Origin of the sequence: Corynebacterium lujinxingii, from assembly GCF_014490555.1 — a bacterium.
GTDB lineage: Bacteria > Actinomycetota > Actinomycetes > Mycobacteriales > Mycobacteriaceae > Corynebacterium > Corynebacterium lujinxingii.
On record NZ_CP061032.1, the window covers coordinates 159,262 to 180,888 of the forward strand.

General features: G+C 63.7%; 12 protein-coding genes. 3 read left to right on the plus strand and 9 right to left on the minus strand.

The features are described 5' to 3' along the window. Positions 1 to 34: 34 nt before the first annotated feature. The 9 genes from IAU68_RS00695 to IAU68_RS00735 are packed head-to-tail and all read right to left on the minus strand — an operon-like array spanning position 35 to position 8,536. Positions 35 to 1,474 (minus strand): YkvI family membrane protein, encoded by a 1,440-nt coding sequence (locus IAU68_RS00695; protein WP_231699046.1) that lies wholly within the window; start codon positions 1,472 to 1,474, stop codon positions 35 to 37. Between the two features lie 24 nt (positions 1,475 to 1,498). Further along, entirely contained in the window at positions 1,499 to 2,041 is a 543-nt protein-coding gene (locus tag IAU68_RS00700) for a YdhK family protein (protein WP_171193173.1), read from the minus strand. A 24-nt stretch (positions 2,042 to 2,065) separates the two neighbouring features. Further along, on the minus strand, positions 2,066 to 2,605 hold the full coding sequence (locus IAU68_RS00705; RefSeq protein WP_171193174.1) for an RNA polymerase sigma factor: 540 nt from the start codon (positions 2,603 to 2,605) through the stop codon (positions 2,066 to 2,068). Positions 2,606 to 2,617: 12 nt separating this feature from the next. Continuing rightward, positions 2,618 to 2,929, minus strand: coding sequence for a Na+/H+ antiporter subunit G (locus IAU68_RS00710; RefSeq protein WP_171193175.1), 312 nt, complete (start codon positions 2,927 to 2,929; stop codon positions 2,618 to 2,620). Continuing rightward, the gene (locus IAU68_RS00715) at positions 2,929 to 3,195 is read right to left on the minus strand and encodes a cation:proton antiporter (protein ID WP_171193176.1); all 267 of its coding nucleotides are present in this window, start codon (positions 3,193 to 3,195) and stop codon (positions 2,929 to 2,931) included. Before IAU68_RS00715 ends, IAU68_RS00710 begins: the two co-directional genes overlap by 1 nt. Continuing rightward, a complete protein-coding gene (locus IAU68_RS00720) occupies positions 3,196 to 3,633 on the minus strand; it encodes a monovalent cation/H+ antiporter subunit E (protein WP_202880126.1) in 438 nt (145 codons plus the stop codon). It abuts the gene before it with no gap. Next, positions 3,633 to 5,165, minus strand: coding sequence for a monovalent cation/H+ antiporter subunit D family protein (locus IAU68_RS00725; RefSeq protein WP_171193177.1), 1,533 nt, complete (start codon positions 5,163 to 5,165; stop codon positions 3,633 to 3,635). Before IAU68_RS00725 ends, IAU68_RS00720 begins: the two co-directional genes overlap by 1 nt. Then, on the minus strand, positions 5,165 to 5,626 hold the full coding sequence (locus IAU68_RS00730; RefSeq protein ID WP_171193178.1) for a sodium:proton antiporter: 462 nt from the start codon (positions 5,624 to 5,626) through the stop codon (positions 5,165 to 5,167). The genes IAU68_RS00725 and IAU68_RS00730 overlap by 1 nt, the downstream gene beginning before the upstream one ends. Positions 5,627 to 5,629: 3 nt before the next feature. Beyond that, positions 5,630 to 8,536: a DUF4040 family protein gene (locus IAU68_RS00735; RefSeq protein WP_171193179.1), complete on the minus strand. Its 2,907-nt coding sequence runs from the start codon at positions 8,534 to 8,536 to the stop codon at positions 5,630 to 5,632. A gap of 146 nt (positions 8,537 to 8,682) precedes the next feature. Between IAU68_RS00735 and IAU68_RS00740 the strand changes: the two genes are divergently transcribed. The 3 genes from IAU68_RS00740 to IAU68_RS00750 all read left to right on the plus strand — a co-directional run bounded on the left by IAU68_RS00740 (position 8,683) and on the right by IAU68_RS00750 (position 21,603). Then, positions 8,683 to 10,071 (plus strand): hypothetical protein, encoded by a 1,389-nt coding sequence (locus IAU68_RS00740; RefSeq protein ID WP_171193180.1) that lies wholly within the window; start codon positions 8,683 to 8,685, stop codon positions 10,069 to 10,071. A 107-nt stretch (positions 10,072 to 10,178) separates the two neighbouring features. Continuing rightward, on the plus strand, positions 10,179 to 18,197 hold the full coding sequence (locus tag IAU68_RS00745; RefSeq protein WP_171193181.1) for a G5 domain-containing protein: 8,019 nt from the start codon (positions 10,179 to 10,181) through the stop codon (positions 18,195 to 18,197). Positions 18,198 to 18,372: 175 nt separating this feature from the next. Next, positions 18,373 to 21,603 carry an alkaline phosphatase gene (locus IAU68_RS00750; protein ID WP_171193182.1) on the plus strand — a complete coding sequence of 1,077 codons (3,231 nt, stop codon included), beginning with the start codon at positions 18,373 to 18,375 and terminating at the stop codon, positions 21,601 to 21,603. Positions 21,604 to 21,627 lie beyond the last annotated feature (24 nt).

Consider the following 21,627-nt stretch of genomic DNA (forward strand, 5'->3'; position numbering starts at 1 on the left):
ACCGCGCGGTGGAGGCGCATTTTTTATGCGCGGGTTAGATGCGGGTTGAGCCGCCTTCTTCCTTTTCGCGCTCGGCGGCTTCTTCGGCTTCCTCTGCGGCGATCATGTCGTCGACAGTGTGGTCGTTCCACGGCTCGTCCGGGTTCTTCTTGTACTCCTCGGCCGTGACCGGCTCGGTGTAGGAGACGTAGACCAGGTCGGAGGGGTTGTCTAGGTCCTCCATGTCGAAGTCGGATTCCTCGTCTTCGGAGAGTTCCTGGGAGATCTCCTCCTCGAGCGCCTCGACGAGTTCGTCTTCGTCCACGTTGGACTTGGAGGTGATGTAGTCGAGTTCGCGCTCGTCGTTCTTGGTGAAGCGCTCCGACGGGTCCAGGCGCTTGCGCGTGAGCTCAAGCGCACGGCGGCGACGGTCGCCCTCCTTGCGCAGCTTCGGAATAGCGCGCAGCCACGCGGCCGTCATGACGACGATGAGCAGCAGGCCCAGGTAGCCCAGGATCGGGTAGACCGTGGACACCAGCTGCTGGAAGCCAACGAAGGACAGCACGAAACCGATGACGCACGCGGAGATGAAAATCAGGCGGAACTTGTCTTCGCGGCCGCGGGAGAGGCGCTTGCCCAGGGCGAAGAACATACCCAGCGACGTGGCGAAAATCATGCCGAAGATGACCAGCGACATGATCAGGCCCAGTGTCGGATTGATGTCGGTGATCAGGGTAAGAAGCGGCATGTCCTGGCCCTCGACGGTCTCGATCTTGACCAAAAGCGCCAGCACCAGCAGCATCAGCATGACCAGGTAGCCCAGGCCGCCGAACAGGCCGCCGAGGCCGGCGGCGCGGGTATCCAGCTGGTTGCCGCCGATCACCAGCGCCATGGAGACGACGCACATGACGTTCAGGCCGGTGTAGTTCAGGGCAGAAATCCACCAGTTGGGCAGCGAGGAGTCGACGTTCGCGGCGGCTGCGTTGAGCGCGTCCCAGTCGGGCTGACCGTTGATCAACGTCCAGCCGCAACCGATGATGACGAACGCGAGCAGGAACGGCGTGAGCGCGCCGATCGCGCCGGTGACCTTATCCACGTCGAGCATGCCGAAGCCGATGGTGGCGGCGAGCATGAGCACGGCGCCGATCCATACGGGCAGCCCAAACTGCTGGTTCAGGTTCGCGCCCGCACCGGCAAACATGACAAAGCCGATGGAAAACAGGGTGACAATCGTGGCGATGTCCAAAATCCAGCCCATCACCTTCGAGGAGATGGAGCCGAGCACCTCCATGTGCTCCTTGGCCTGGAAGAAGGAGCCGAGCTGGAGGATGGTCACGCCGGCGATGAGCATGAGCACCGAGCCGAGCACAGCGCCCCAGATGCCCTGGGTGCCGAAGGCCGAGAAGTAAAGCAGCGCCTCTTGGCCCGACGCGAAACCTGCGCCGACGACGGTGCCAATGAAGGCAAATGAAATTAACAGTGCGTTCTTCAACATAGTTAGATCAGTGTATTCTCCGCGCTACTTCGGCTGAATTTCGCTCTCAACGACCCACTTGTGCCGTTTCATGGTCATCTCCGGCGATTCGATGTCCACCATGTACACCGTTTCGTCGGTGGCCGAGTCGATGGTCGCTTCCGCGCCTTCCATGCCGGCCATGTGGTCTGCGGTCATCACGGCGGTGTCGCCGGCGCTGAGTTGCGTGTCGCCGACGCCCTCGAGTTCTTCGTGCACGACCCACTTGTGGTTAGTCACTGGGTCGCCGCCGTCGGTGGGGGTGTAGGACACGGCGTAGGCGGTGGTGTCGTACGCGCCGGAGATGGTTGCAGTGGCGCCGTCCATGCCGGGCATGTGGTCGGCTGTGAGCGTGACTTCGGTGCCCACGGGGTAGGTCGGGTTGGTCGCGTCGGCGATGCCGGCCGGGGCAGGCCCGCCGTCTGCTGGGTGGTCGTGCTCGTCGTGGGCAGCATTGTCGGCAGGGGCGTCGTTGCTTTCCGACGAACACCCAGACACCGCCAGAGCCGTCGCAAGAGTAATCAGTGCCAAAGGTTGAGAAATACGCATGGCTACAACCCTAGCTTTACGGCGCTAATTACTCCCGGCAATGAGGTCGCGCCTGGCGCGTGCTACGCGGGAGCGGATGGTGCCCACGCGCACGCCGGCAATTTTGGCGGCTTCTTCGTAGGTGTAGCCGAGGACTTGGGTGAGGACTAGGGCTTCGCGGCGTTCGGGCGGGAGGTCGTCGAGAAGCGAGCGTGCGTCGATGACATCGCCCCACGTGTTGGGGTTGTCGGGTGAGGGGTCGCGCGCGGCGACGTCTTCGTATTCGGCGGTTGATTTGCGCGGGCGGGCCATGTCGTGGCGCACGGAGTCCACCCACGCGCGGCGCGCGAGTGAAAGGAGCCATGTGCGTGCCGACGACCGCCCTTGGAACCGCGGCAGCGAACCCAGCACGCGCAGATACGTCTCTTGGGTGAGGTCGTCGGCGTGCTGCGGTCCGGCGAGGTGGGCGAGCAGGCGCCACACGTCGTCTTGGGTCAGCCGGATGAATTCGGTGAGCGCGGCTTTATCGCCCCGGCCGGCGCGCAGCGCCAGGTCCGTGACGTAGCCTTCGTCGTGCCTGCTCACAACCTCAAGACATTACCGTTTGTCTGAGACGGTCACGCCGTACAGGGAGCGGCCCATGATGAAGGATGCGACGGAGCCGACGATCCACACCGCGGCGATTGCGATGACGGCGCGGATGAAGTCGTTGAGGTCGAAGCCGGTGGTGGACCAGGAGTAGATCAGCTTCGCGACGATCAGGATCGGAAACGCGATGACCACCAGCGGGCCGAGCAGGTTGACGCGGGTGATCGCGTCGGGGGCGCGCAACTGCAGGATGACAGCGGCGATAACACAGATGGTGGCCAGGATGACCAGGGCTGCGACGGCGATTTCGTATGCGGCCATTAGCGGCGTCCTCTCGAGATGATGCGTGCCATGGAGATGGTGGGGATCACGCCGCAGACAAGGCCGGCGAGGATCGGGATCTCGTAGGCGATGGCGGACGAGTTGAACAGGGTCCACACTAAGAAGATGGCGATCATGCCGTAGAAGATCATGTCGGCCATCACGGCGCGCGACAGTTCGTCCTTGGTCAGGATCACCGCGCCGAGCATGACGAGCAGGCACACCGCCATGACGATGAGGCAGGCCTGCATGATGGTGACAAACATCTAGTCCATCCTTTCTGCGGGCGGGACGGTGTCGTCGTCACGATCGGGTCCGTGGTCGACGTAGGGTTCCCAGGCCACGCTTGCCGGGTCGATGGGGCGCTCGCTTACCGACGGACGCAGGTGCTCTTCCATATCCGCAAGCGAAGCAATGACGTCTTCGGGGTCGGAGCCGAACGCGGCCTGCACGAGCAGGGTGATCGGCCCGCCTGGGGTGATGGGGTGGCGCAGGCCCATCGACAGGGTGCCGGGGGTGGCGGTGATCGAGGTGGTGAACCAGAACACGTCCCAGTCGGTGTTGATGCGCAGCGGGTAGTAGATGACGATCGGCTCGATCTTGGCGGCCGGGTTGAATGCCTTGCCGACGGCGTCGAAGCCGGCGACGAAGATTTCCTTGATCAGCCAGGCGCCGTAGCCGATCCCGTGGATGATGCTTCGCATTAGTTATCGCCTCCGAAAGTGTCGTTGGCTGCCGGGACGCCGATGGGGTCGCTGCCAAGCACGGCGCTGGTGTAGGCGTCGACGTTGAGCAGGTCGTCGACGGCGGTGGTTGTGATCTCCCACATCTGGCCGGCGAAGATGAACATGCCCAGCGAGATGATCATGAGCAGCGCCGACGGCAGCATGAAACTCACGCGCACGTTGAGTGCTTCGGGGTAGTGCTGCATCGGACGGCCCCAGAACACGCGCTGCCACAGGCGCATCATGGACAGCAGCGCGCCGAACGACGCCACGATGATCGCGGTGATCGCCACCCAGGAGCGCCAGTCGCCGGGGGTGGCGGCGGCGAGCACGATGGTGACCTTGCCGAAGATGCCGGAAAACGGCGGGAAACCGACAATGGAGAACGCGCCGGCGACGAACACGGCGGACGTCCACGGGTCGCGGCGGGCGATGCCGGACAGTTTCGCCATGGTGCCGGTGCCGTAGGTCTCCTCGATGGCGCCGGAGTTGAGCACGAGCGCCGCGATGGTGACCATGTGGTGCAGCGTGTACAGAAGGCCGGCGGCCAGGGCGTAGCGGGCGTCGTCGTTAGTGAAGGCGAGCATGATGAGGATGAACGGCATGCCGTTGACCATCTGGTAGGCCAGCACGCGGCGCATCGTGGATTCGGCCAGGCCCGCGTAACCGCCGATGATCATGGAGATGACCATGACGATGATCAGCAGCGTGTTCCACCGCGGGTCCATGTCGAACATGATCACCCAGATGCGGAAGAGCATGTAGACGGCGACCTTGGTGTGCAGGCCGGAAAACAGGCCCATCACGGCGGCGGACGTCGACGGGTAGGTGCGCGGCAGCCAGGTGTAGACGGGGAACACGCCGGCCTTCGCGGCGATCGCGATGACGACGATGCCGGTGGCCACCGTGGCCGGCCCGTTGCCCGCGGCGACACCCTGCAGGGAGGCGAGGTTGACCGCGCCGGTCACGGCGTAGAGGTAGCCCACGCCGAGCAAGAGCATTGTCGACGCCGCTAGGTTGACCAGCACGAACATGCGTGCCGACAACAGGCGGTGGCGGGTGCCCGACATGGCGATCAGGCCGTACGACGGCAGGAGGCAGACCTCGATCATGACGAAGAAGTTGAACAGGTCGGCCGTGAGCAGCGCGCCGGAAACACCGGTGACGAGCACCAGCGACAGCGGGGTGTAGAACCGCGCCTGGGTTTCGCCGACGTTGATGGCGAACCAGTTGGACATGAGTGCAACCAGCATGGTGGTCACGATCATCACCGCGGAGAACGCGTCCGCGGCATAGGAGATGCCCACCCCGCCCTGGTACAGGCCGATGACGTGGCTGATCGTGCCGTGCTCGGCGGTGTAGGTGTAGAGCCACACGCCGAGGGCCAGGTTGATCGCCGGGATGAGCAGGGCGAGGGTGTCGTTGAGTTTCTTCCAGGGGCTCAACGCCGTGACCGCGGAGACGATCAGTGGCAGCGCCACGAAGACGGGGAGGATTGCGTCGACTGCCATTAGTCCTTCACCTTCAGATCGTCGTTAGTGACTTTGCGGATCTCGCGTGCACGCATCTCTTCCAGCTTCTTGGGGTTGAGTCGCGCGTTGCGGCCGGCGGTCGACAGCGCGGACGGGCTGAGCCGCATCTTGGAGTAGCCGGCGTCGGTGCCGGTGGGCTGCTCGGCGGTGTCGTCGTTACGCCCGAGCGATGCGAGCATGAGCAGGATCGTGGTGGTGGCCATCGCGATGACGATGGCGGTGAGCACGAACGCCTGGGGGAGCGGATCGCCCATGTCCTCGAACGGTACGCGCGACGGGAAGGCCTCGCCGCGCCACGCGCCGACACCGGCGGCGAGCAGGGTGAGGTTCGTGGCGTGGCCGAACAAGGACATGCCGAAGACGATGCGCACCATACCGCGCTGCAGCACCAGGTAGACCGATCCCGCGACGAGGACTGCGATGGTAAGTGCCATGACCATGGGTTAGGGCTCCTTCGTGATAACCGGTTGCGGGTCGTGCGCCGGGTTGATCGGTTCGGGGTGGGCGTCCACCGGGTTTTCCGGCGGCAGCGGCTCGGGGATGCTCGGCAGCGGGTTTTCGGCCTCGTCGCGCGAGTAGTCCAAATCCGACAGGTCGGCGCCGGGGCGCAGGTAGCCGCCGAGCGCGTTGATTGCGGCGGTAACCATGCCGAGCACGGCGAGGTAGATGCCGAAGTCGAAGATCAGCGAGGTGGTCAGGTGCTCGCCGGCGATCTCGCCGTGGATGGCGTACATGAACCCGCCTTCGATGAAGCCGAGGAAGCCGGACGCGATGGCAATGATGATGCCCCAGCCAATCAGGCGGATCGGGGTAAAGTTTTCTACCACGTCCGCGTCGGAGCCGCGCGCCAGGTAGTTCAGGGCGAACGCGGTGGCGAGCACGAGCGCTGCGACGAAGCCGCCGCCGGGCGCGGTGTGGCCGCGGAAGAAGATGAGCACGGATAGCACGATCAAGACCGGCACCACGAGGGCGGAGGCCTTGCGCAGCGGGATGGAGTTGAGCTGCGACTGGCCGAACGGGCGCGGGCGTGTGCCGGCCTCGAACACGTGGCGCGGCACGGAGGACACGACCGCGGCAATGACCACGGCGGCCATGCCGAGCACGGAGAGTTCGCCGAGGGTATCGAAGCCACGGAACTCCACGATGATCACCGCGACGATGTTATCCGCGCCGGTGACCTCGCCGCCTTCGGTGAGGTACCACTCGGCGAGTTCGGAACGCCCGCGGCGGCCGGTGAGACCGTACACGCCGAAGAAGGCGACCAGGCCGGCCAGCAACGCGAAGACAGCAGCGAGTGCTTTACGACGAGGCTTCGTCTCCGGGAACATCCGCGGCTGGAAGCGCAGCACGAGGAGGATGACCACGACGGTGAGCGACTCGACGAGTAACTGGGTCAGCGCCACGTCCGGCGCGCCGAGCATGAACATCTGCAGCGTCATGCCCACGCCGACGGTGCCGAGCAGTACCGCGGAGGCGAGGCGGGAGCGGGTGAACACCATGCCGAGGACCGACATGGCGATGATGGCGAACGGGATGAGGTCCCACCACACGTCGATGCCCTCGGCGCGCGGTGCCGGGGTCACACCGTCGATGCCGTCGGAAAACAGCAGGACGGTCAATCCCATGCCCACCACGGAAGCTAGCAGCGGGAAGAGATGGCGCGACGGGTTGAAGCCGTCCGACAGGGAGCCGAGCTGCTTGCCAAACTCGGACATGCCGCGGGTGGTCCAGGACAGCACCTCGGGGCCGTTGGCCGGCAACAATTCCTTGTTGCGCAGGGCCTCGAAGACCGGCTTGCGCACGAAGATGAACGCGATGCCGGCGACCAGCACGAGCAGGGACACGATAAACGGCGGGGTGACGCCGTGCCACAACGCGAGGTGGGTTTCGAAGGTGTCGTCGCCGGTGATCGCGCGCACGCCTGCGGAGACCGGGTTGTCCACCCAGAACAGCATGAACGGAAGGACGACGGACATCCAGCCCGGCAGTGCGGCCGGCAGCCACAGCGCGACCGGGGCCTCGTGGACGCCCGACATATCCTTCGGGCCGTCGACAAACGCGCCGAAGACGATCTTCAGCGAGTACAGGAAGGTGAGGAACGCCGCGAAACCGGCGACGATGAGCAGCACCATGCCGTAGGGGGTCTCGTGGAAGGCGTCCAGGATGGATTCCTTGGACACGAAGCCGAACAGCGGTGGCACCGCGGCCATAGAGGCGGCGGCGACGGCGGTGGAGACAAACGTGAACGGCATCTTGTCGTAAAGCTTGCCCAGGCGACGCATGTCGCGGGTGCCGGCCTCGTGGTCGACAACACCGATGAGCATGAACAGCGAGGACTTGAACAGCGCGTGCGCGAGCGTGTGGGTCAGTGCGGCGGCCAGGCCAAGCGGAGAGCCCACGCCGATGGCGGCGACGATCCAGCCCAGGTGGGACACGGTGGAGTACGCGGTCAGGTGCTTCAGGTCGGTCTTCGTGATGGCGAAGGTGGCCGACATAATCGCGGTGAACAAGCCGAAAACGACCAGCACGACGTTCCAGGCGGCGACGTCGCTAAAGATCGTCGAGAAGCGCAGCAGCACGTAGATGCCGGCTTTGACCACGGCCGCGGCGTGGAGGAACGCGGAGACCGGCGTGGCGGCTGCCATCGCCTCCGGCAGCCAGAAGTGGAACGGGAACTGCGCGGCCTTGGTGAAAGCGGAAAACGCGATCAGCAGCGCCACCACGACGGTGACGCGGTTGTCGCCCCACACGTCCGAGGCGAGGATCTCTGCGAGGTGCGTCGTGCCCGCCTGCACCGACGCGACCGCAAGGCCCGCCAGTAGAGTCAGACCACCGAAGAAGGTGAGGATGAGCGTGCGGTAGGAGCCGGCCTCGCCGGACGAGCCGGAGCGCGCGATGAGCATGAACGACGCGATGGAGACGAGCTCCCAGGCGATGAAGAGGAGCACGGTGTCGTCGGCAAGCACAAGCAACAGCACGGACAGCGTGAACGCGGTCATGATGGTGTAGAAACTCGTGTTGCCGTCGCGCTTCGGCAGGTAGGCGGCGGAGTAGAGGAACACGACACCGCCGATGACCAGGGCGAGGAGTGCGAAGAAGATGCCGAGGCCATCGGCACGCAACGCGAAGTCGATCGACGTGCCTGTGCCCATCACATCGTGTGCCCACGTGCGAGTCCAGGTGAGGTCTGTGCCCTGGGCGACGGAAGTAAATTTCGAGCCCAGCACGGCCGCGGCGGCGAAAAGAAGCGCCGCGAGCGGGTACCCGGCCTTCCTGTCTATGGCGCGCACCAGCACCGGGGAAAGCACCACCGTTGCTGCCACGAGCCCGATGACAAGGGGAAGAGTCATGGTGAACCCTTTTCAATGCATTTTTGGGGGATTTGTACGGAACGCTAAAGACAGTATCAATACATGGGGGATGGCTCTAACCCTACGAAGGCGGTGGGCGGTGCGCCTCCCGCAGGGCAACGCAGGTGAGTGCTAAGAACAGTCCCATGAAATCGGGCAATGCTCTGCGGTTGGTGTGCGCCTTACTGGCGCTTGTGGTCGGCGCGTTTTTGCCGATGAGTCCCGCGTCCACGTGGGCGAACGCGGCGCGGGATTCGGAGGTCTCCGGCGCCCCGCAAGTGGGCCCGGACAATCTTGGCGACGCACGCCGGGCCGCAGGCGAGGCCGGCCAGCAGGCGAAGGTGCTCGAGGAGGGGGCAAGCCAGCTTGCCGATGGCATCGGGGAGGCCCAAGAGCAGACCCAGCAGCTTATCGACGCCCTCACGGCCGCCCAGACTGGCTCCCAGCAACTTTCCGACGGCATGGTCCAGCTCCAGGCGGGCACTGGCCAACTTGGGGCCGGCGCGACCCAGCTGGCAGACTCCATCGGGGAGGTCGTTGGCCAGGTCACCGGCTTCGAGGCCGTGCGCGGCCAGGTGGTCGGCGCGATCGACCGGACCCTCGAAGAGCTCAAGGATGCGAAGGATCCGGAGGCAGTCCAGGCCCGAGAATCCCTGCGAGGGCTGCGGGAGCAAGCACAGACCGCTCAGTTGCCGCCGGATGTTGTGACGAAGATGAACCAGCTTCGCGACGGCTCACGCGACCTCGCCAACCAGCTTGCCGTACCCGGCTACGAGTTTCACGACGGAATATATACAGCCACAAACGGCTCAGCTGAGCTTGCGCGCGGGTTGGCGGAGCTGCAATCGCAAACCTCGCAGGCGACAGGTGGCATCGACGAACTCGTTGCCGGCGTGGGCAAGATCGACCACATGGCCGGGCTCAACGCCGAGAAGGTTTCCGCGGTACGCGCAGCGCTGCCGGTGCCAGCAGTAGCGCAGAATGCGCAGGAGGGCGAGGACTCCGGCTCCACTCTCGCTCCAGTGGCCGCGATGCTGCTTGCGGTGCTTGCGGTATTCGGTGGCACAGCGTTGGCGGTTGCGGCGTGGTTTGCTGCAGGTAGGCGTTGGTGGATATTCGGGGTGGGTTCAACTCTTATCGCATGTGCCGGCGCGATTCTCGCGTGGGTGCTGGGGTCTGGGCTGGACCTCAGCGCGACGCTGTTAGTTTTCGCTGGAATGCTCGGGGGAACCCTGGCTTCCTCCGGTCTGGCGTACGTGTTACTCCTGCTGCTCCCGGCAGGTGTCGGTATGGCAATGGCGGGGGTGTTGTCGGTTGTCCAGGCTGCGCTCGTCGGGTGGGTGTGGCGGACTGCCACCACCAGTGGGGTACCAGCAACGCTGGTGGCGATCTCTCAGGCCACGCCAATGCACTGGGCCACGACGGTGATTTCTGCGGCCGGAAACGGAGGGGATTACCGGAGTGTGGTTTCGGCGTTCCTGCTCAGCGCGATGCTCACCGCAGCGGGTTTAGCAGGCTCGAAGGGTCGCGAGTAGGCGGAAAAATCTTTTTGGCGCGTGTAGCCAAACATCGCTAAGATGTGATGTTAACTATCGCCAGCCGCTTATCGACGGCTCGAGGCATCGCTACGTAAGGAGCTCACGTGCCCAAAAACGACCGCGCATTTAGCGCCCGCCGTTCCGGCGTCATTATTACATCCACCATCGCGCTCGCCCTCGGCGGCGCGGCAATCGTGGCGCCGTCCACCGCCGCAGCTGAGAACGTCCGCTACACCGACACGCAAGAACCTGTCGAGCCGAAGCAGTCCGAGCTCAACAGCACGGCGTTGACCTGTGGCGCCACGCTCACTGACACTGATTCGTCGAACTCGGGCCTCAGCTACGAGCGGCGTGTGCCGGGCATGGCAAACGGTACGGACCGCAACTTCGGCCTCCAGGTCACGGCGGACACCTCCGGCGAGCGCACGTTCAACTTCTTGAATGTCGTCGACGGCCCGAATAACCCCCCGATTTCGGGCAGAACGGTAACACTTCCCCCGCTGCAGCCGGGCGACACGATCGGACCCTCCGCGACGGGGACCGTGAACTACGTCGAGGACGTGCCCGATATGGTCATCAAACCGCCGGCACGCGGCGAGACGGCCCGGAAGTTCAGAGCGGATATGGATCTCACCGAGGGCCAGGTGGATCAGATCGCCAACGATGGCATGACCATCGGGTGGAAGGGCCAGTACAACGATGACTGGAAGGCAGATTACGGCTACTTCTTCTCCAAGAGTGGCGAATTTTTAGTCAACGGCGTTGTCAACCCGTGGCCGAGCGAGAACGCCGACTGCTCCCCGATCACCATTGATTGGGCTGACCAGCTGGATACCGACAACTTCGAAGCCACGGTAATCCAGCCGGGTGAGACCGTGAGGGTCGGTACCGTCTCCGCGGACGAGGATTCCGTCGAGCGCCTCCGCTTCATCGCGAAGGATCCCGACGGCAATGAGGTCCCGGGTGAGATCACCCGCGAGGGCAACGACATCTACTGGACGATGGCGGACTACATCGAGGGCCAGCCCGCATACACGCAGACCGACAAGCTCAAGTTCGAGATGATCGCGATGCCGCGCAACTTGGAGGGGTTGAAGGATGCTGCCGAAGCCAACGGTAGCCTGCGAGATACGGTTTATGACTCCAGCCTCGCGCCCAAGCGATACACTTCGCCCGAGACCATCTCGACGAACACCTTCGACATCGACGATGCGAAGAATCACGACCCGAACTACGACTCCCGCCAGCAGAACATCACTTCTGGTGTTGCGAACAATGCTCCGACCGAGGGGCGCCAAACCCGCACCTTCACCAACGTCGCGGACTCCAACGGCGACACGCTCACAGACCTGGTGAATAAGTACAACGCGGAAATCGAGCTCGACGACTCGAACGTCTATGAGGGCTGGGACGCGTACTTCCGTGATCCGGATAACGGCGACTACACCGTGGTCGTCGAATCCCCCGCGGGTACTGATGCACGCCCGGGCAGCTTCGCACAGCCGATTGTGAAGGTGACGTACTCCAACGGCACGCAGGACATCATTCCGCTGCTGGTCATCGTGGACCCGAACAACACCCAGACCACTGACGTGGTCTACCCGCCTGAGACCATCCGTGGAATCATCGGCGCGACTATGACGTCGCCAGCGCCGACGCTCAAGCGTGTGATCGGCAAGAACCAAAAGCCGGTTAAGCCTGCGTCCTACACGGTTGACCCGGCCACTGTGCCTGCAGGGTGGACCATCAACGTAGCCGGAGACGGCACCGTGACCGCGACTTCGCCCGAAGGTGCGGCGGCGGGCGACATGGCCCGCCCGAAGATCACCGCGACCTACCCGGACGGCACCGTCGACGAGCGCGAGCTAACCTTCCTGGTCGGCGACGACGCCTCTCTGAACAGCCCGTCGTACCCGGTGAAGGTGACGAAACCGGGTGAACCTGTGAGCCGCCAGATCCAGGACGCCCCCGAGGGCGTCACCTTCACCCTGGACAGCGACGAGGTTGACGGCTGGACCTACTCCATCGACCCGACCGGCGCCGTCACCGTCACCCCGCCCGCTGACGCGCAGGGCGGCGACCGGAAGGCGAACACCGTGACGGTGACCTACCCGGATGGCACCACCGACGTCGTGCCGGTGGATACCGTTGTCGCTCACTCCTTCAACTACGAGGCGGAACCGCACTACCCGCCGGAAACCGCGTACCCGGGTGAGCAAATCACCTCCCCGCTGAGCGTGGATAAACCGGACGAAGTCGGATACGCCGCACAGAAGCCGTTCGTCATCGATCCGGGCGCCAACTTCACCGCTACCGGTGAGAACAACGAGTTCGGCAACCCGACCTACAAGGTCTCGACCCAGAACGGCGAATGGACAGTCAGCCTGGACGATGAGGGCAACGTCATCTCCGAGATCCCGGAGACCGCGAAGGACGGTGACACTGTCTCCGTTAAGGTGCAGGTGACCTACGAAGACGGCTCCGCCGACGAGACCGAGGCTGTGGTCAACGTGAAGCGGTCGACCCGACCGATCCCGTTTGACGTGGAATACGTCTACGACGACACAATTCCCGCCGGCGAGTACAAGGTCGTTACCGAGGGCGTTGCCGGCGAGGAATATCAACAGCGCGACGGCACCTGGAAGCGCACCGCGGAGCCGACCAACGAGGTCGTACACGTAGGCATCAAGCCCGCCGAGGCGACGTCCAACGTGACTTGGACCGCCCCGATTCCGTACAGCACAATCATTAGCCCGAACCCGGAACTCGCACCGGGTGAGACCAAGGTTGTGCAGCAGGGCGCCGCCGGTGAGCGCACTTACACCGCTATCTTCCGCTCCGTCGGTGATGAGTCGTACGTTGTCCAGTCGACCGACACGAAGGATCCGGTCCAGGAAAAAATCGAGTACGGCCCGCGCCTGGACGAGCAAGAGCTGGTCACTGAGACCACGCGAAAGATCCCGTTCGAGACGCAGATCATTCCGGACGACACGTTGGCGGCGGGTACGCAGGTCGTCGATAAGCAGGGCGTCGTCGGCGAAGAAACCGTGACCTCGAAGCAGAAGCTTGTCGACGGCAAGCCCTCCGGTGACCCGGTGGTCGAGACCACCATCGTGACCCAGAAAGAGGATGCTGTCATCCGTGTGGGCACGAAGACCGAGGGGTCGAACACGGTAGAGCACACGGAGCCGGTGCCGTATGAGACGAAGGTTGAGTACGACCCGGAGATGCCGGCTGGCACCTATGAGGTTGTGACGCCGGGTAAGGCTGGCGAGAAGACCGTCAAGGTGACTCAGACCATCGTCAACAGCGAGGTCACCGACACACAGCGTGAGGAGACGGTGACCTCCCAGCCGACCACCGAGGTGATCAAGGTCGGCACCAAGCAGGCGACTGCGACCGACAAGGTGGAGTGGACGGAGCCGATTCCGTTCTCCACGGTGGTGCGCCCGAACCCGGATTTGAAGCCGGGTGAGGTTGTGACCGTGCAGGAGGGTGTCAACGGCGAGGCGACGTACACCGCGACGTTTGAGGGCACCAACGGCCAGGCCGCGGTGAAGGAGTCGAAGGACCGCACCGAGCCGACCGACAAGATTGTCGAGTACGGTCCGACAATTGCGGACCAGACGCTGACCAGCACCACGACAAACCCGGTGCCGTTCAACACGACGTTTGTGGCGGATCCGACGCTGCCGGCGGGTGAGCAAGTCGTCGATAAGCAGGGCGAGAACGGTGTGGACACCGTGACTGCGACGCAGGAGATCAAGGACGGCAAGCCGGTTGGCAAGCCGACGATCACAACCGAGCGCACCAAGGAGCCGGTTGACGCGGTTGTTCGTGTGGGCACGAAGACCGAGGGCCAGACTGTGCACTCGGTTGAGACCGTGATTCCGTTCGAGGTTGAGGTTGTGTACGACCCAACCCTTGCCCCGGGCGAGCAGAAGGTGACTCAGGAGGGTGTTCCGGGTACCAAGAAGGTGACGGTTACGCAGCCGGTTGTGAACAGCCAGCCGAGCGGTGAGGCCACCACTACCGAGGAGACGGTGAAGGAGCCGACCAAGAAAATCATCGCGGTTGGTACCAAGCCTGCTGAGGCCTCCAACCAGGTGACCTGGACTGTTGACACTCCGTACAACACCGTCGTACGCCCGAACCCAGAGCTGAAGCCGGGTGAGGTGAAGACCGTCCAAGAGGGCGAGTACGGCGAGAAGAAGTACACCGCTGACTTTAAGTCGGTCGGTGCGGATTCCACCGTGACGCCGACGGAAGAGCAGACCAAGGCTCCGAAGGACCAGATCATCGAGTACGGTCCGACGATCGATGACCAGACGCTGACGTCGACGACGACGAACCCGGTGCCGTTCAACACCACGTTTGTGGCGGATCCGACGTTGGCTGCGGGTGAGCAGGTCGTCGATAAGCAGGGCGAGAACGGTGTCGACACGATCACCTCTGTCCAGGAGATCAAGGACGGCAAGCCTGTTGGCGAGCCTAAGGTGACCACTGAGCGCACCAAGGAGCCGGTTGACGCGGTTGTTCGTGTGGGCACGAAGACCGACAGCACTAACGCTTTCGAGTACACCGAGCCGGTCCCGTACGAGACGAAGATCGAGTACGACCCGACGCTTGCGGCTGGCGAGTACAAGGTTGTGACACCGGGTAAGGCTGGTGAGAAGACCGTCAAGGTGACCCAGACCATCGTCAACAGTGAGGTCACTGACACCCAGCGTGAAGAGAACGTGTCCACGCAGCCGACCACCGAGGTGATCAAGGTTGGCACGAAGCAGGCAACTGCTACCGACAAGGTGGAGTGGACTGAGCCGATTCCGTTCTCCACGGTCGTGCGCCCGAACCCGGATCTGAAGCCGGGCGAGGTTGTGACTGTCCAGGAGGGCGTCAACGGCGAGGCGACCTACACCGCGACGTTTGAGGGCACCAACGGCCAGGCCACGGTGACTGAGTCGAAGGACCGCACTGAGCCAACGCAGCAGATCATCGAGTACGGTCCGTCGATCGATGACCAGACGCTGACCACCACGACGACGAACCCGGTTCCGTTCAACACCACCTTCGTGGCTGACCCGAACTTGCCGGTTGGCCAGCAGAAGGTTGAGAAGCAGGGCGAGAACGGTGTCGACACGATCACCTCTGTCCAGGAGATCAAGGACGGCAAGCCGGTTGGCGAGCCGAAGGTGACCACTGAGCGCACCAAGGAGCCGGTCGACGCGGTTGTTCGTGTGGGCACAAAGACCGAGGGCCAGACTGTGAACTCGGTTGAGACCGTGATTCCGTTCGAGGTTGAGGTTGTGTACGACCCAACCCTTGCCCCGGGCGAGCAGAAGGTGACTCAGGAGGGTGTTCCGGGTACTAAGAAGGTGACGGTTACGCAGCCGGTTGTGAACAGCCAGCCGGACGGTGAGGCCACCACTACCGAGGAGATTGTGAAGGAGCCGACCAAGAAGATCATCGCGGTTGGTACCAAACCTGCTGAGGCCTCCAGCCAGGTGACCTGGACTGTTGACACTCCGTACAACACCGTCGTTCGCCCGAACACAGAGCTGAAGCCGGGCGAGGTGAAGACCGTCCAAGAGGGCGAGTACGGCGAGAAGAAGTACACCGCTGACTTTAAGTCGGTCGGTGCGGATTCCACCGTGACGCCGACGGAAGAGCAGACCAAGGCTCCGAAGGACCAGATCATCGAGTACGGTCCGACGATCGATGACCAGACGCTGACGTCGACGACGACGAACCCGGTGCCGTTCAACACCACGTTTGTGGCGGATCCGACGTTGGCTGCGGGTGAGCAGGTCGTCGATAAGCAGGGCGAGAACGGTGTCGACACGATCACCTCTGTCCAGGAGATCAAGGACGGCAAGCCTGTTGGCGAGCCTAAGGTGACCACTGAGCGCACCAAGGAGCCGGTTGACGCGGTTGTTCGTGTGGGCACGAAGACCGACAGCACTAACGCTTTCGAGTACACCGAGCCGGTCCCGTACGAGACGAAGATCGAGTACGACCCGACGCTTGCGGCTGGCGAGTACAAGGTTGTGACACCGGGTAAGGCTGGTGAGAAGACCGTCAAGGTGACCCAGACCATCGTCAACAGTGAGGTCACTGACACCCAGCGTGAAGAGAACGTGTCCACGCAGCCGACCACCGAGGTGATCAAGGTTGGCACCAAGCAGGCGACTGCGACCGACAAGGTCGAGTGGAAGGAGCCGATTCCGTTCTCCACGGTCGTGCGCCCGAACCCGGATCTGAAGCCGGGCGAGGTTGTGACTGTCCAGGAGGGCGTCAACGGCGAGGCGACCTACACCGCGACGTTTGAGGGCACTAACGGCCAGGCCACGGTGACCGAGTCGAAGGACCGCACTGAGCCGACTGACAAGATTGTCGAGTACGGCCCGGGTGCCGATGACGCTAATCTGATCTCGGTAGTCAACCGACCAGTGCCGTTTGAGACCACAGTGATTTTGGATGAAACACTGCCGGTGGGTGAGCAGGTCGTCGAAAAGCAAGGCGTGCTCGGTGAGGAAAAGGTAACCACCACCCGCGAGCTGATTGACGGCAAGCTGACTGAGCCGAAGGTCACAACCGAGCGCACCAAGGAGCCGGTCAACGCGGTAATCCGCGTGGGCACCAAGGTTGAGGCACCGAAGTCGACATCCACGGATGTTGAGGTCCCGCAAAAGACTGAGGTCATCTTCGATACCTCACTTGAGCCCGGCCAGGAAGAAGTTGTCTCCGAGGGCGAGCCGGGACTGCTGCGTGTAACGACTGTCAATGGTGCGACCAGCATGGAGACTGTGCGGGAAGCGAAGCCGCGCATTATTCGCGTCGGCGCGAAGGAAGGCGAGAAGCCGACCTGGAACGAGATGATCCCGTTCGGTGTAATCACCCGCGAAAACCCGAAGCTGCCGGCAGGCACGCACAAGCGGGTCGTCGAGGGTAAGGCTGGTCTCGCACGCCACGTGGGCGATGAGGTTGAGATCCTCAGGCCCGCAACCGACGAGGTCATCGAGGTTGGCACCGGCATCGTCAATGGCGAGCTGCGCGACACCACCGTGACCCCGGTCGAGTTCGAAGTCGAGTTCTTGGAGGACGATAGCCTTCCGGTCGGCGCGTACGTAGTGCAGCAGCAGGGCGTTTTCGGTGAGACTCGCACGACGAAGTCTTGGACCTTTGAGAACGGGCAAAAGCAGGGCGAGCCCCGCGAATCGACCGAGCAGACCAAGACGCCACAGAACATGATCGTCCGTGTGGGCACCAAGGTAAGCAGCCCGGCGCCGTCCTACGATCCGCGCCTGGTGAACGTGGGCAACTCCGTTACGGCTGAGATCAATTCCGGCCACAATGAGAGCAACGCTTACGAACTCGGTGGCGAGGTGCCGGAGGGCTGGACTGTCGAGGTCGACCCGGAGACGGGCGCCGTCACCGCGACGCCGCCGGCTACCGCCAAGTCTGGCGAGACCGTACAGATCCCGGTGCGCGTGACAACGCCGACCGGAGAGTCCTACGTGGTGAACGCCGTGGTGGGCGTGCTCGAAGGCGCGAAGACGGAAGATCCTGGCACGGACCCGGAGCCGGACCAGCCTGCTCCGAAGCCGGACGGGGGCACTGCGGACGACGCCGCCGGTTCGTCGGATAAGGCGAATCGCTGCGTGACCAACGCGTTTGCGAAGAACAGCCCGATCTTGTGGCTGCTGCCGGTCGGCATCCTTGCCGGCATTGGCTACGGCGTGAACGAGGCGTTCGGTCCACAGATTCAGCAGGCTTCGGCAGAGCTGAACCGTCGCTTCCATGAGTCCATGCCGGACCTTGGTTTCGGCCACGGCCGAAACAACCCGCAGCCGGAGTGGGCACGCGAACTGCAGATGAGGGCTGACGCAGTCAACCGTCAGTTCGCCACCTACGGCGAGCAGCTGCGTCCGCTGGGCATCGCGCTCGGCGCCGTCGCAGCAATCAGCCTGACCGGCGTGCTCATCGCACAGGCATGTCAGGAAGAGGGCTTCGACAACGGCATGACCGTGCTCGGCTCGACGGAGCGTGTGACGTCCTCGGGCGAGACGGGCTCGTCGTCAAGCAAGGGCTCCTCGGAGAACGCAGGTTCCTCCAGCAAGTAGTCTGAGCGCGTAAGCGAAGGGCGGTACCCGGTTGGGTGCCGTCCTTTTCGCATCTGGGAAGCCGTTACCTAAAATTCACCTGAGCGTTCCTTATTAGAAATTTGCTGTGTCTAGGGTGTGCATCGGTTCAAAAACCGCTTCATATTCTTCGGCTTCTCGTTATAAGGAACCCAACATGCGTTTCTCGCTAAAAGCAGCTACCGCGGTAGTCAGCGCATCCGCGTTGGCTATGGCGAATCTACCTACTTCCGTCGCGCAGTCGGCGGAACAGTCCTTCAACGGTAAGGACACCTGCATCTCTATCGACTCGAACGGAAACATCGTCGCCCCGCAGCCGGGCGACTGCACCCAGTTTGGCAAGGGCGGCCAGGGCAACACCGACGCCCAGGCGCGCAACGTCATCTTCATCCTGGGCGACGGCATGGGCCACCAGGAGATCACTGCCGCTCGTAACTACCTCAAGGGCGCTAACGGCCGCTTCGAGGGCCTCGACGAGCTGACCGCGGCAGGTGCTTACACGACCTTCGCCATCGGCCAGGACGGCAAGCGTCAGTACGTCACCGACTCCGCGGCGTCCGCAACGGGCTGGTCCACCGGCACGAAGACCTACAACGGCGCGCTGTCCGTGGACATCGCAGGCAAGCCGCACGAGAACCTGCTGGAGATGGCGAAGAACGCCGGTATGCGCACCGGTAACGTCTCCACCGCCGAGATCCAGGATGCGACCCCGGGCGCGTTGCACTCGCACATCTCCAAGCGCGGCTACTACGCACCGTCCGGCGACGCGAAGCCGGTCAAGGGTGCTGAAGCTCGCGAAAATGGCGGTCTCGGCTCCATCTCCGAGCAGATCATCGATACCCGCGCCGACGTCACCCTGGGCGGCGGCCGCAAGTACTTCGACGCTGAGGTTCAGCAGGGTGGCGAGAACCGCAACCCGTTCCTGACCGACAAGAACGACGGTGGCGCCGACTGGGAGGCCGGCAAGTCCGTCCGCGAGAACGCGATTGCCAAGGGTTACCAGGTTGTCGATGACAAGCAGGGCCTGGAGGGCATCACCGTCGCGAACCAGGACCAGCCGGTGCTCGGCCTGTTCCACGACAAGAACATGACCCGCAAGTTCGAGCAGACCGTGCCGGTAAAGTCCGATGGCACCACCGAGCCAGAGGTCTGCAAGGAAGCTGATCGCGGCGACGAGCCGTCCGCAGCTGAAATGACCAAGAAGGCCATTGAGCTTCTCGACGACAAGAGTGCCGACAAGGGCTTCTTCCTCCAGGTCGAGTCCGCATCCATCGACAAGGCAGACCACGCAGCCGACGCCTGCGGCATGATCGGCGAGACCGAGCAGATCGATGAGGTCATCAAGGAAGCTCTCGATTTTGCCAAGGCAGACGGCAACACCATGATCGTTGTCACCGCCGACCACGCGCACACCGCCGAGATCATTCCGGACGGTCGCCCGTCTGTGTCCGCCGTGACCCGCCTGCAGTCCCCGAAGGACGGCGGTGCGGTCATGTCCGTCGGTTTCGGCACCCAGCCGTGGCTGGATGAGAACGGCAACCCGGTCTTTGACAAGAAGGAAAACGGTGAGCCGTTCGACACCCCGAACTTCTCCATGATGCACACCGGCACCCAGGTGCGCATCGCAGGCTTCGGCCCGGGCTCCGAGAACGTCAACGGTCAGCTCGATCAGACCGACGCCTTCTACGCGATGGCGAACGCGCTTGGCCTCAACGGTGGCACCGAGGGTGGACAGAAGCCGTGGAAGATCAACAAGGGCGCCAAGGTTGCTTCCTTGGCGAACCGCTCCAAGGCGAAGCCGGGCGACGAGCTCTGCTACCTCGTCTCCCCAGGCGAGGCCCCGAAGGTCGGCGACTGTGCCCAGTTCGGCACCGAGGGACAGGGCATCGACAACTCCGAGGCCAAGAACGTCGTCCTGCTCATCGGCGACGGCACCGGCGACTCTGAGATCACCGCAGCGCGTAACTACCTCAAGGGCTCCGCGGGCCGCCTCGAGGGCCTTGACGACCTCGACTACACCGGCTACCTCACTACTTTCTCCCTGGACAAGGAGACCGGCCTGCCGAACTACGTCGGTGATTCCGCCGCAACCGGCACCGCATGGAACTCCGGTGTGAAGACCTACAACGGCGCGGTCGGCGTGGACAACGCCGGCAAGCCGGTTGCAACCCTCGGCGAGATCGCAAAGGCCAAGGGCCTGAAGATCGGTAACGTCACCACTGCCGAGATCCAGGACGCCACCCCGGCGGCCTTCGCGGCGCACGCAATCAAGCGTTCCTACTACGCACCGTCCGGCGACAAGAAGGTCGCAGAGGGCGAGCAGCTGCGTGAAAACGGCGGCCTCGGTTCCATCTCCGAGCAGATCGTCGACCTGCGCGCAGACGTCACCCTCGGCGGCGGCCGCAGCTACTTCAACACCGAGGTCGTCCAGGGCGGCCAGTGGGGCGAGAACGGTAACACCTGGACCGCAGGTAAGACTGTCCTGGAAAACGCGAAGGACAATGGCTACCAGGTTGTGACCAACGCCTCCGAGCTCGACGCGATCGCAGAGGCAAACGCCGACAAGCCGGTCCTCGGTCTGTTCTCCGAGGGCAACATGCCGCGCGCGCTGAACCAGTCCATTCCGACCACCGACGGTGGCGACCTCGAGCCAGCCACCTGCGTTGCTAACCCGGAGTTCACCGCTGAGACTCCGCGTCTGGCAGCCATGACCTCCAAGGCGCTCGAGCTGCTGCAGAACGACAACGGCTTCCTGCTCCAGGTCGAGTCCGCATCCCCGGACAAGGCTGACCACCAGGCTGACGCCTGTGGCCTGATCGGCGAGGTCGGCCAGCTCGACGAGGCTGTGAAGGCTGTGCAGGACTGGGTTGAAAAGACCGGCGAAGAGACCCTGATCGTCGCCACCGCCGACCACGCTCACACCGCGCAGATCACCTACGAGAACCAGAACACCGCCGGCCGCGTCACCCAGCTGACCACGGTTGAGGGCTCCACCATGGCCGTCAACTTCGCTACCTCCAAGACCAACGAGGACGAGGACGCCCTCGGCGGCCAGCAGCACACCGGTGCACAGCTCCGTGTCGCAGCTTCCGGCCCGGGTGCCGCGAACCTGACCGGCCAGATCGACCAGACCGACCTCTTCTTTGCCAGCCTCAACGCGCTGGGCATCGATCCGGTCAACCACGGCCTGACCTTCGAGAACAAGATGCAGCCGGTGGAGCAGCCCACGCAGGACGGCTCCACTGATGCCTCCTCCGAGGGCTCGTCGGTGAGCCCGCTGCTGGCAGTCATCCTGTCCATCGCAGGCATCATCGGCCTGGCTGGTCTGATCTCCCTGCTGATCCCGTTCCCGGTGGACAGCGTCCTGGGTCCGATCGCTAAGTTCTAACTCCTAAGAACTGCTCCCGGCCCC